Annotated in this window: 7 protein-coding genes; 2 read left to right on the top strand and 5 right to left on the bottom strand. The window is 57.6% G+C overall.

The genetic code is table 11. The features are described from left to right. Positions 1-24: 24 nt before the first annotated feature. From ACOZ42_RS05145 to hrpA, 5 genes are all read right to left on the bottom strand, one after another. Positions 25-831, bottom strand: coding sequence for a glycosyltransferase family 2 protein (locus ACOZ42_RS05145; RefSeq protein ID WP_426345621.1), 807 nt, complete (start codon positions 829-831; stop codon positions 25-27). Beyond that, positions 804-1646: a polysaccharide deacetylase family protein gene (locus tag ACOZ42_RS05140; RefSeq protein ID WP_003802408.1), complete on the bottom strand. Its 843-nt coding sequence runs from the start codon at positions 1644-1646 to the stop codon at positions 804-806. Before ACOZ42_RS05140 ends, ACOZ42_RS05145 begins: the two co-directional genes overlap by 28 nt. Further along, entirely contained in the window at positions 1643-2749 is a 1107-nt protein-coding gene (locus ACOZ42_RS05135) for a glycosyltransferase family 4 protein (protein ID WP_415302206.1), read from the bottom strand. The genes ACOZ42_RS05140 and ACOZ42_RS05135 overlap by 4 nt, the downstream gene beginning before the upstream one ends. Continuing rightward, positions 2746-6222: a DNA polymerase III subunit alpha gene (dnaE, locus tag ACOZ42_RS05130; RefSeq protein ID WP_426345620.1), complete on the bottom strand. Its 3477-nt coding sequence runs from the start codon at positions 6220-6222 to the stop codon at positions 2746-2748. Before dnaE ends, ACOZ42_RS05135 begins: the two co-directional genes overlap by 4 nt. Before the next feature lie 163 nt (positions 6223-6385). Continuing rightward, on the bottom strand, positions 6386-10177 hold the full coding sequence (gene hrpA, locus ACOZ42_RS05125) for an ATP-dependent RNA helicase HrpA (protein ID WP_426345619.1): 3792 nt from the start codon (positions 10175-10177) through the stop codon (positions 6386-6388). Between the two features lie 72 nt (positions 10178-10249). Here hrpA and argA point away from each other — a divergent pair, with 72 nt between their 5' ends. Together argA and ACOZ42_RS05115 are read left to right on the top strand one after the other, a co-directional pair. Further along, positions 10250-11605 (top strand): amino-acid N-acetyltransferase, encoded by a 1356-nt coding sequence (argA, locus tag ACOZ42_RS05120; protein WP_003802412.1) that lies wholly within the window; start codon positions 10250-10252, stop codon positions 11603-11605. A gap of 93 nt (positions 11606-11698) precedes the next feature. Further along, a complete protein-coding gene (locus ACOZ42_RS05115; protein WP_003802413.1) occupies positions 11699-11971 on the top strand; it encodes an oxidative damage protection protein in 273 nt (90 codons plus the stop codon). Positions 11972-12391: the final 420 nt, after the last annotated feature.

The raw sequence follows: 12391 nt of genomic DNA, 5'->3' as shown, positions 1-12391 counted from the left end.
AATCATAGGCGGCATTATAAGGGGCTAATCAGACTTCTGGCGGGTGTAATACCAGAGCTTACTATATCGAAACAAACTGCCTGAAGCGGCCATGCAGGCCAGGATAAAGCCCTGCGGTCCATCCAGAAAACCCCGCCGAACGACATAGTGACGCACAAACGTCCAACTGGCGTGGCCTGCAATAGCGGGCAGGCTGGTCGTCTTGCCCTTGGCCTGCATCTGGCGCGCCGCATCCGAGGAATAGCGGTTGATCTTGTCAATAAACACTTCCAGACTGGCATAGGGGTAATGCAGAAAATAGCCTTCCAAAGTGAGCACGGGCGCGGTAGTCTGTACGCTTTCATGGACTTTGGCCTCATTAAAACGAGCCGTACCGCGCTTGAATAAGCGCAAGACCCGATCCGGCCACCAACCACTATGACGCATCCAGCGCCCGGCAAACTCGGACAGGCGCGCGATCCGGTACGCCGTGCCTTGAGGCTGGGCGATTTCCTGCTGAATCAACTGCGCCAGCTCAGGGGTGACGCGCTCATCCGCATCAATGGACAACACCCAGTCGCCCGTAGCCTGATCCAATGCCCGGTTTTTCTGCGGTCCAAACCCAGGCCAGTCGGAAGTTACCGTAACCTTCGCCCCCATGGCGCGAGCAATCTCCACCGTCTCATCCGTGCTGCCGGAGTCCACCACGATGATCTCGTGCGCAAACGCGACCGACTCCAGACAGGCACGAATATGTGTCTGTTCATTTTTGGTGATCACGATAACGGACAGGCGCGCCCCGCTGCCCAAGGGGGCGACTGCTGTTACTTCTGTCGTTGACGACGGCGCCATGCTTTCCACCTGTTGAAAATCGGCCCGATCACGGGATGGACCGCCACGTTCAGCCTGCGCCCGACGGACACGCCCGTGGTATCGCGCACCGCAAAACGATAAATATGCAAAGGATCACTGCCGGGCTGGTTGGAGCCAAAGGCTCGCGTTGTGTACAAATAGCGAAAGCCCGCCTGCTGGGCGAGCTGCACATAGTCCGGATCAAAATAACCTTGAGGCCAGCACAACTGGTCTGAGACCATTCCCATGTTGGCGATCAGGGTTTTGCGGGACTGCTCCAGCTCCCAGCGCATCTTGTCATTCTTTTGATCGCGCTGCTCACTCAGATCCCAGCGAGTATGGGTATGGGTATGGCTATGGAACTCAAACACCCCATCGGCCTGCATAGCGTGAATTTCACTCCAGCGCAAAATCACTTCATCGCTCCGGCCTTGGGCAATCCGTGCTTCGCATTCCCGATGGTCCGGGCATACAGGCAACTCCTGGCCCTGGCCCAGACAAGGACGCACAGGCCCCTCGTTGATCCAGCTTGTCACCAGGAAGATCACGGCATTAAAGCCATACTTTTTCAGCAAGGGATAGGCGTAGACCCAGTTATCCAGGTAACCATCATCAAAGGTAATCAACACCGATTTGGGTGGTACGCCCTGACCTTGCAAATGGCCAGCAAACTGCGCGCTTGTCAGGCTGGTCCAGCCGTTTTTCTTCAACCATTGCAAATGCTGCTCGAAATGCTCGGGACTGGCATTGATCATGCCCCCTTGCGGGGTGACATGGTGATACATCATCACGGGCACGGTATGGGCCACTTTCATCCCTGAAGCTCCTTTAGCCAGCGATAATAAGCGCCCTCCAGCCGATCGCCCATGGCAACTGGCGTAAAACGCTCGTCACTACGACAGAACAGGCGGCCAGCGGCGCCCATCTCCTGTCGCAATCCGGGGTTCTGAATCAATTGCTCCAACGCCTCCCCCCACGCCTGCTGATCGTGCAGGTCCACCAGAAAACCGCTACGGCCCTCCTGCATCATTTCCGGCACACCGCCCACGCGGCTTCCCACAACAGGAATGCCTGCACACCCTGCCTCCGCAAAGACCGTCCCCGAGGCTTCCATGTGGGTAGCCAGGGCGAACACATCCAGATTGGGAAGAATCGACGGCACGTCGGTACGGGCTCCCAACAAATGCACACGGCTCTGCAAGCCCAGACTGGCAATCAGGGCTTGCAATTGCTCATAGCCCGGCGACCCCCCTCCCACCAGCACCAGATGCAGTTTGGGATAACGGGCAAACAAGGTCTGCATGGCAACAATCAACTCATGATGCCCTTTATCGCGCCGCAACACGGCAACACAGCCCACCAGCAAGGTATCGGAGGCCAGCCCCAATTGCGCACGCAAATCGAGCACAGGTGCACGGTCTATGCGCGCCGGGTCGACACTGGGGTAGACCACTTGCACCTGCCCGGGTTTCACCCCCCGCTCGATCAGGTGATCTCGCACGTAGGCGCTGGGTGCAATCACTCGCTTGGGCACGATGGTGTAAGACATCAAAGAGCCCACCTTCTTGGCCAGATGGCGCGTGCGCACGATCAAGGGAGTGCCCGCAAGACGAGCTGCCACGCCGGCCAACATGGTGTCGCGACGGCTGTGACTGTTCAAGACATCAAACCGCCCCTGGCGCAACACGCGGCGCAAGTGGCGTACGCCACGCAGATAATTGGCCGTACCATCCATCAGCAAGGTATGAACAACAAAGCCCTCATCACGCAACCGTTCGGTCAATTGTGCATGCGGCTGACACGCCGCCTCTACCTGATGCCCGCGTTCTCGCAGAATGCGCATGGCATGCAGGATGTAGTTTTCCTGACCGCCAAAACTGGTGGCGGCTTCCGAATGCAGAATGCGCAACGGCTTCATCGGTAGCTGATCTCCACATCCGTGGTCGCGTCCCATGCTTCCAGTTGCTCCAGCAGGGAGTCGGCCAGACGTACGCGCCATTGGGCTCCCAACTGAACCACACACTCATAATCGGGGCGCTGTAACTGCACTTCAACCGGCACGCCGCCCTGCTCCTGAGCACGGTGCGGGGCCAGAAGACTGTGCAGACGCTGCGCGTCAGCATGATGATTCAACCCGATGCTCAAACAACTGGCGCGCGCTTCGCGAGCCAGTTGCAAATCAAAAATGGCATCCGCATTGATACGCAGGCCGCCGGTATAGTCGTCATTGCTGACCTTGCCTTGAATGATGACCAACTGATCCTCTTTCAAACGCTGACGATGCTCTTCAAACAGCTCATTGAAAATGGCGACTTCCAACTGGGCCGAGCCATCATCGAGCATGGCATACAGCATCTTGCCACGACGGGTCATGCGCACACGCACGGCCGAGAGCACTCCTGCAAACCACTGCGCACTGCGTGATGCCTCCAGACGGGCCAGTGGTGTGGGCGCAAAACGGCGCACTTCATCGCGCCAGGCATCAAACAAGTGACCGCTGAAGTAAAAACCCAGTGCCGTCTTTTCCTGGCGCAAGCGATCCTGCAGACTCCACGGCGCCACTTTGGCCACTTCGCCTTCCACAATATCGTTGGAATCGTCGTCAAACAAAGAGGACTGATTGGCACTGCGTTCAGCCTGCTCCGCGGCCTCGGTGGCGGCACCAATACTGGCCAGCAAGGCGGCCCGATTGTCGTCGATCGAGTCAAAGGCGCCTGCCCGCACCAGCGCCTCAATCGTGCGCTTGTTGACCTGATGACGATCCACCCGACGGCAGAAATCAAACAGGCTGGTAAAAGGACCGCCTTGTTTGCGAGCCTCCACAATGGCCTCAACTGCCGCCTGGCCGGTTCCCTTAACCGCCCCCAGACCATAGCGCATGGTGCGGGGCGGCAGGCCTTTTTCGGTATAACTATCCTTGACCGGCTCAAACCGGTAATTGGAGGCATTGATATCGGGTGGCAGTACTTCCACGCCATTGGCCAGGGCGTCTTTCCAGAAAATCTGTACCTTGTCCGTATCGTCCATATCGGACAACAAGGTGGCGGCCAGAAACTCGGCGGGATGGTGGGCCTTGAGCCACGCCGTCTGATAGGCGATCAGCGCATAGGCGGCAGAGTGACTCTTGTTAAAGCCGTAGCCTGCAAACTTTTCCATCAGGTCAAACAGCTTGACCGCCAGTTCCGGGTCGTGTCCTTTTTTGACGGCCCCTTCCTGGAACAGCACACGATGCTTGGCCATCTCCTCGGGCTTTTTCTTGCCCATGGCGCGGCGCAGCAAGTCGGCGCCCCCCAATGAGTAGCCACCGATGATCTGCGAGATCAGCATCACCTGTTCCTGGTAAACAATGACCCCGTAAGTGCTGCTCAGGGTGCTTTCCAGATCAGGGTGGAAATAATCGACCTCGGCGCGACCGTGTTTACGGTTCACGAAATCCACCACCATGCCTGACTCCAGCGGACCCGGGCGATACAAAGCCAGCATGGCGATGATGTCTTCAAAGGTTGAGGGCCGCAAACTGCGCAGCAGCTCTTTCATGCCCCGCGATTCCAGCTGGAACACCGCCGTGGTATTTCCTTCGCACAAGAGCTTGTAGGAAGCCTCGTCATCCAATGGCAGCGCCATGATGTCAAAGTCGCGCTTGTCTGCGTTGAACTGGCGCACATAGCGCACCGCCCAATCCAGAATGGTCAGGTTGCGCAAGCCCAAAAAGTCGAACTTGACCAGACCGGCAGCCTCCACATCGTCCTTGTCATATTGCGATACGGCGTTGGCGTCCGGGCCTGGCTGCGCGTACAGGGGGCAAAAGTCGATCAACCTGCCCGGCGCAATCAAAACGCCCCCGGCGTGCATCCCCACACTGCGCGTCAGCCCCTCCAGCGGACGGGCCAGATCGATCAGCGCTTTGACTTCCTCGTCATTTTCGTAACGCTCGCGAAAGGCGGGCTCGTCGGCCAGCGCCCGCTCCAGCGTCCACGGATCGGCAGGGTTGAACGGGATCAGCTTGGACAAGCCATCGCACAGGCTGTAGGGCAGCTCCAGCACCCGGCCCACGTCACGCACCACCGCTTTCGCACCCAAGGTGCCAAAAGTCGCGATCTGGCTGACGGCCTGCCGACCGTATTTTTGTTTGACGTAATCAATGACGCGCTCGCGATTGTCCTGACAAAAGTCCACGTCAAAGTCAGGCATGGAGACCCGTTCAGGGTTCAGGAAACGTTCGAACAGCAAGTCATAGCGCAAGGGGTCCAGATCGGTAATCCCCATGCTGTACGCTACCAGGGAGCCCGCCCCCGATCCCCGACCCGGCCCCACGGGCACGCCATTGTGCTTGCCCCAGTTGATAAAGTCCGCCACGATCAGGAAGTAGCCCGGAAAACCCATGGAAATGATGGTGTTGCATTCCCAAGAGAGACGCTCCTCGTAAGTGGGACGCTGTTTTTCGCGTTCGGCCGGATCGGGATAGAGCTGCAGCAAACGCTTTTCCAGCCCTTGCTGGGCCTGTTGAATCAGAAAGTCGCCCAGCGACATACCCTCAGGCGTTGGGAAATCGGGCAGATAAGGCTTGCCCAATTCCAGTTCCAGATTGCAACGCTTGGCAATCTCCAGCGTGTTCTCCAGTGCAGCGGGAACATCGGCAAAACGCTGCTGCATTTCATCCGTACTCAGAAAGTACTGCTCCGGCGTAAAACGCTTGACCCGCTTGGGATTGGCCAACTGCTCGCCTTCGGCGATACACACCCGCACTTCGTGAGCCCGAAAGTCCTCTGGCGCAATGAACTGAATCGGGTGCGTGGCCACGACCGGCAAGTCCAGCTCCGCAGCCAGACGCATGGCGGCCTGCACGTATAGCTCATCACCGTCCGCGCCACTGCGCTGCAATTCGATATAAAAAGCGCCGGGGAACAAGGACTCCCAGTGATGGGCACACTCACGAGCCAACTCCAGATTGCCATCGGCCAGGGCCTGGCCGACATCCCCCATGCGGCCACCGGACAGCGCAATCAAACCGCTGCACTCCTTAAGCCAGGCACGCTGCACTTCGGCGCGCCCCTTGTACTGGTTGCCCAGCCAGGCTCGAGTCAAAATATCACACAGACTTAAATAACCCGCCTCGTTTTGCACCAGCAGCAGCAAGCGCGCCGGTTTTTCACGGTCTTCCTCGTTCTGCAGCCAGATATCACATCCCATGATGGCTTTCAGCCCGGCTTTGCGTGCCGAGGTATAGAACTTGATCTGCCCGAACAAATTGGACAGGTCCGTCAAGGCCAGCGCGGGCTGACCATAGGCCTGCGCTTTTTTAATCATTTCGGGGATACGGGCGATGCCGTCCACCACGGAAAATTCCGAGTGGGATCGCAAATGGACAAAGGAAGGGGTGATTTCGCTCATGATGGAATTGTACTTAAGCCGATCGACATTGGTGGCTCTGAAATAAGACTGCAGCCGATGAGCCTGCCTTAAAAAGCAGGCTCATCGACGCAGAGAGGGGCTAGCGGCCCGGGCGTCGCCAGCCCGAAGGCGGGCCTGGGGGGAACACCGAAGCGCCAAGAGCCTAACGCTGCAGCGCAGCCCAGGCTTTCTCCAGACGCTTGACCGACACCGGCATGGGCGTGCGCAGCTCCTGGGCAAACAACGATACACGCAGCTCCTCCAGCATCCAGCGAAAATCGCGCAGTCCGCGGTCAGAGGCCCCTTTGAGAGCGGCAACAGCACGTTGATACTTCATCAGCAAGGGCGCCATGTCCTGCATCAGACGCTGATCGCGGGCCGGGTCGGCGCGCAACTTGTCCACCCGCGTCTGGATGGCTTTCAAATAACGCGGCATATGTGCCAACTGGGCATACTCATTACTTTCCAGAAACAAGGTGGGCATCAGGACATTCAATTGCTGTTGAATGTCTTTCAATGCCTCGGGGTGTGCTTTAATCTGCGCCAGTTTTTTTTGCGCCGCACTCCACTCATTCAGGATCTGGCCCGCCAGACGCGCCACCTCCTGGGCTACCAGCCCCAGACGGCTGCGCCCCTCTTGCACACGCGTTTCAAACTCGGCCTGATTCTTAGGCCAGGGCTCCATCATGCAGGACTGTTCCAGGGCCACATCAATAATCTGATCACGTAACTGCTCCTGCGTACCCAGATTGATATAGAGCATGCTGATCCGCGTCAGGTCTGTTATGTTCTTCTCCAGAAAGCGTACCTGCTCACGCAAGGCCAAGCGGAACAAGCGTCGCAATCCCTGGCGATGATGACGCTGGGCCTGGGCCGGATCGTCAAATACGTCCAAATCGCAATGGGTCTTTTTGTCGATCAAGGCCGGGTACCCGATGAAGCTGCGTCCCTTGCGCTTGATTTCCATGAGCTCGGGTAGTTCACCAAAACTCCAGCTGTTCAGTTGCTCATGCTCCAACACCTGCGCCACCTGCTCATCACTGGCCGCCAGTTGCTGGAACGAGGCCTGGGCCTGACGTCCGTGCTCAGCTTTGAGCTGATCCAGATTACGACCGCCCGACAACATGCGTCCATGCTCGTCGATCACCCGAAAGTTCATGAACAGGTGGGTGGCCAGCGTCTCGGGCTTGAAGTCACTGCGTTGTGGCCGCTGCTTGACCTGCTCCCACATATCCTGGGATATCGCATCCAGCAAACTCATGCCCGGATCGGATGCCTTGTCGAACCAGCGTTGGTGAAAAGCAGCCGCATATTCGGGCAGCGGCACGCAGTGACGACGGATACGCTGTGGCAAGGACTTCAACAAGGCCAACACCTTCTCCTTGAGCATGCCCGGCACCAGCCACTCGCAGCGGGCCGCATCGATCTGGTTCAAGGCGAACAAAGGCACACTGAGCGTTACTCCATCGCGCACTGAACCAGGCTCGAAGTGGTAGTCGAGCGCCATTTTCACGCCCTGCCACTGGACCGAACGCGGAAACACTTCCGTCGTAATACCGGCAGCGTCATGCTGCATCAGCTCGTCGCGGTTTAGCTCCAGGCCCTTGGCCTGTTCTTTGGTCAGGCCCTTGAACCACTTTTCCAGCGTGGCTGTCTGATACACGTCCTTGGGAATACGCTGGTCGTAAAAAGCGTAGATCAGTTCCTCGTCCACCAAAATATCAGGACGGCGCGATTGATGCTCCAGGCGTTCCACTGCCTGAATCTGCTGACGGTTATGGCGCAGGAAAGGCAGGTTGGAATCTATTTCGCCCGGTACCAGGGCCTGACGCAAAAACAGTTCGCGGGCCTGCACCGGATCAATCCGGCCAAAGTGAATGCGACGGCCACTGTAAATCAATAAGCCATATAAGGTCGCCCGCTCGTTCGCAACCACCTGGCCGGCTTTCTTCTCCCAGCGCGGATCACTCCAGGTTTTGCGCAGCAAATGGGCACCGACTTTTTCAATCCATTGCGGCTCGATCCGGGCCACACAGCGAGCAAACAGCCGTGTGGTCTCCATCAGCTCGCCCGCCAGAATCCAGCGGCCCGCTTTTTTGACCAGCTTGGAACCGGGGTGAATCACAAAGCGCAATTCACGCGTGCCTTGATAGACGCCGGTTTCTTCGCTCTTGTAGCCAATATTGCCGATCAAGCCGGTCAACAAGGCCAGATGCACCTGCTCATAGGTCGCCGGCGAGGGATTGGCGACCCAGCGCTGTTCCTGCACCAGACTGCGCAATTGGGTGTGGACATCCCGCCACTCTCGAATGCGCAGCGGCGACAGCAAGGCCTGTTTGACGCTATTGGCAAACTTGCGCTGCGAGCTTTGTTCCTGCGACAGTTCTTCCAGCCAGTTCCACAGCTTCACATAGGACAGAAACTCGGACTTGTCGTCATTGAAACGGGCGTGAGCCTGGTTGGCTGCTTCACGCTCATGAACAGGACGATCACGCGGATCTTGAACGGACATGGCCGAAGCCACAATCAGCATTTCCGTCAAACAATGATGCTCGTGTCCGGCCAGAATCATGCGGGCCACACGCGGATCCACGGGCAGTTTGGCCAGCGACCGGCCTACCTTGGTCAGGCGCTGTTGCTCGTCCAGTGCGCCCAGCTCTTGCAAAATTTGATACCCATCGGCAATCGCGCGGCCAGTGGGCGGCTCTACAAAGGGGAAGGTTTCCACATCGTCCAGATGCAGGGCCTTCATGCGCAAAATTACCGACGCCAGCGAGGAACGCAAAATCTCGGGATCGGTAAAAGGAGGACGACTGTTGAAATCCTGCTCGTCGTAGAGGCGAATACAGATACCGGGGCCAATACGGCCGCAACGCCCCGCCCGCTGACTGGCCGAGGCCTGACTGATCGCCTCGATACGCAATTGCTCGACCTTGTTACGCCAGGAGTAGCGCTTGATGCGAGCCAGACCACTATCGACCACAAAGCGAATGCCGGGCACAGTCAGCGAGGTTTCTGCCACGTTGGTCGCCAGCACCACCCGGCGGGCATTGCCTTTGGGGCGGAAAATACGCTCCTGATCGGCCTGAGACAGACGCGCAAACAGGGGCAGGATCACGGTGTTGCTGGGTTTGTCTTTTTCCAGCGCCTCGGTGGCTTCACGGATTTCGCGCTCGCCGGGCAGGAACACCAGAATATCGCCAGTACCGTGTCGGGCGCATTCCTGCACCGCATCCACGATGCCTTGCATCAGATCCCGTTCTTCCTCGGAGGCAGAACGACGTTCCTCGGCATCGACTAAAGACGGGTCCAGAATCGGGCGATACACAATATCGACGGGATACAGGCGGCCTGATACTTCGATCACAGGCGCATTCTTGCCCTGTTGACCAAAATGCTGTGCAAAGCGCTCGGCATCAATCGTGGCCGAGGTAATGATCAGTTTCAGATCCGGACGCCGTGGCAGCAACTGCTTTAAAAAACCCAGCAGAAAGTCGATGTTCAGACTGCGTTCATGGGCCTCGTCAATAATGATGGTGTCGTAACGGCTTAACAAGGGATCGCGCTGGGACTCAGCCAGCAAGATCCCATCTGTCATCAATTTGATGGCAGAACGCGGTCCAGTCTTGTCGTTAAAGCGGATCTGATACCCTACCCAGTCACCAATCTCGGATTGCAGCTCCTGGGCAATACGCTTGGCCACCGAGGTGGCGGCCAGACGACGCGGCTGGGTGTGGCCAATCATCTTGCCTTGCAGGCCGCGGCCCAGCTCCAGGCAGATTTTGGGTAACTGGGTGGTTTTACCCGAGCCGGTTTCACCACACACAATGACCACCTGATGGTCTTTGATTGCCTGGGCAATTTCGGCCCGACGGGCGCTGACGGGCAGGTCATCAGGATAAGAAATTGTTGGTAAAGAGTGTGGGTTTTCAGTCAATTCGTCGGACTCGTGCATGAAAGGTAGTTTCTGGTACAGACATCATTATAATTTTGGCTTGAAACCATTTGGACGCAAAGATCCCCCGCAATGAACACAGACATCCCCGACTCGTACAACGCCATCGACACACCTGATGAATCCCAAGCACAATTTGTGCGCTGGTTCAGAGAGGTGGCGCCTTATGTGCACGACTTTCGTGGCAAGACGTTCGTGGTGGCCTTTGGGGGCGAGCTCATCAATGATGGACTGCTCTACACCCTGATTCCGGACTTGTCGCTGCTGTCGGCCCTGGGCATCAAGCTGGTACTGGTGCACGGCTCACGCCCCCAGGTCAATGAACAGCTACGCCTGAAAGGCGAGACCACCCAGTTTGGACGAGGAACGGAACCGACCAGCGCCGTCGCTCTGGAGTGTGCCAAAGAAGCTGCGGGTGAAATTCGCCTGGATATTGAAGCTGCTTTCAGCCAGGGTTTGCCCAACACCCCCATGTCCCATGCCCAGATCCGCATTATTTCGGGCAACTTTGTAACCGCACGTCCTGTCGGTGTGATTGACGGCCTGGATTTCAAGCATTCGGGTGCGGTGCGCAAACTTGATGTGGACGCCATGCGCGTCATCCTGAATCAAGGAGCGCTTATTCTACTCTCCCCACTGGGTTTTTCCCCAACCGGCGAGGCCTTCACCCTGGACATGGAAGATCTGGCTACCAGCACAGCTATTGCGCTGCGTGCGGAAAAACTGATTTTCCTGACACCCGAGCATATCGGTCATTCCAACAATCTGGATATTGATTCGGAACTGGCCCGCGCCGATGCCGATGCCCTGCTGGCGTCAGGCAAACTTGACCAGGACTGCTCCACGTTCCTGCGCTATGCCTCCCAGGCCGTCAAACGCGGCATTGCCCGTGCGCATCTGGTGCCCTACAAGCAAGACGGCAGCATCTTGCTGGAGATCTTCACCCACGACGGGGTGGGAACCATGGTGGTGGAAGACACGCTGGACGATTTGCGCCCGGCCAATCTGGACGATGTGGGCGCGATTGTGCAGTTGATCGAACCCCTGGAAATTGACGGCACCCTGGTGCCTCGGGGCCGTTCGGTCATTGAGCGTGAAGTGGAACGCTTCACCGTTCTGGAGCATGACGGCATTATCTATGGCTGTGTCGCCCTGATTCCCTACGAAGAAGAACGCATGGCCGAGATGGCCTGCCTGATCGTCCACCCGGAATGGCAGGGCTCGGGCGAAGGCGAAATCCTCTTGCGTCACACCGAGGCCAAGGCTCGTGCAGCGGGCTTCAAGCGCCTGTTTGTGCTCACTACCCGCACCTCTCACTGGTTTATCAAACGGGGGTTTGTCCAAGGCGGTGTGTCGGATCTGCCCAAAGGCAAGCAATCGCATTACAACCGTTCGCGCAACAGCATGGTTTTCATCAAGAAGCTATAAGCTGGCGTGCTGAGCGACTCCAGGCCGGTTTGACGGCCTCCATGCCCTCAGTACAATACGCGCATTCAAGCATTTGATTAAAAAGGAATACGTATGGCACGCATGATTCACTGTGTGAAGCTCAAGCAGGAAGCCGAGGGCCTGGAGTTCCCCCCTTATCCGGGCGAGCTGGGCACCAAAATCTGGCGCTCGATCTCCAAACAGGCCTGGGCCAACTGGATGGAAGTGCAAACCCGGCTGGTCAATGAAAACCGCCTGAATCTGGCTGACGCCCGTGCCCGCAGCTACCTGAAAGAGCAGATGGAACAATATCTGTTTGAAGACAAGGACGTGGAAGCCGACGGCTTTACCGCCCCCCAGGCCTAAACGTACCAGCAGGCCACACACCCGCCCCCGGAGCATGTTCATCGTGCTCCGGGGGTTATTTATTGCTCTCCACTCACCGCCCTCCCTCTTTGCGCACGCCTCCGCCCAGCACTTCCCCCCCGAGAGGAACGTAAATAAATGAAACCCTCCGCCACAATTACGTTTCAGACTGGTCAAAAATCAAAAGAAAAAAGCATTTTTAAAAGCTACTCAGGGCCCCAAGGCACAAAATCACGGCTGGCCTTGATACACGCTCAGGGAGTCCAAGCCAGGTAGCGGACGCAGTACAAACACAGGAATAACGGGCTAAGGAACACCCTGTCCAGAGCCGCCCCCTACCTTGGTCCACTTCTACGCCAAGCCATAACCGGTTTGCCGACCCTCAAGCCAAACAGGCCCCTCACGTGTTCATGTCTGCGC

The sequence above is a fragment of the Alcaligenes sp. HNGD-HTN06 genome (assembly GCF_049932565.1).
Classification (GTDB): Bacteria; Pseudomonadota; Gammaproteobacteria; order Burkholderiales; family Burkholderiaceae_B; genus Alcaligenes; species Alcaligenes ammonioxydans.
Note: the sequence above shows the minus strand (reverse complement) of the source record. Positions and strands in the feature narration are given on the sequence as shown.

Coding starts and splice junctions, on each gene's coding strand:
- ACOZ42_RS05145 (WP_426345621.1), bottom strand. CDS start 831: ATGGCGCCGTCGTCAACGACAGAAGTAACAGCAGTCGCCCCCTTGGGC.
- hrpA (WP_426345619.1), bottom strand. CDS start 10,177: ATGCACGAGTCCGACGAATTGACTGAAAACCCACACTCTTTACCAACA.
- ACOZ42_RS05140 (WP_003802408.1), bottom strand. CDS start 1,646: ATGAAAGTGGCCCATACCGTGCCCGTGATGATGTATCACCATGTCACC.
- argA (WP_003802412.1), top strand. CDS start 10,250: ATGAACACAGACATCCCCGACTCGTACAACGCCATCGACACACCTGAT.
- dnaE (WP_426345620.1), bottom strand. CDS start 6,222: ATGAGCGAAATCACCCCTTCCTTTGTCCATTTGCGATCCCACTCGGAA.
- ACOZ42_RS05115 (WP_003802413.1), top strand. CDS start 11,699: ATGGCACGCATGATTCACTGTGTGAAGCTCAAGCAGGAAGCCGAGGGC.
- ACOZ42_RS05135 (WP_415302206.1), bottom strand. CDS start 2,749: ATGAAGCCGTTGCGCATTCTGCATTCGGAAGCCGCCACCAGTTTTGGC.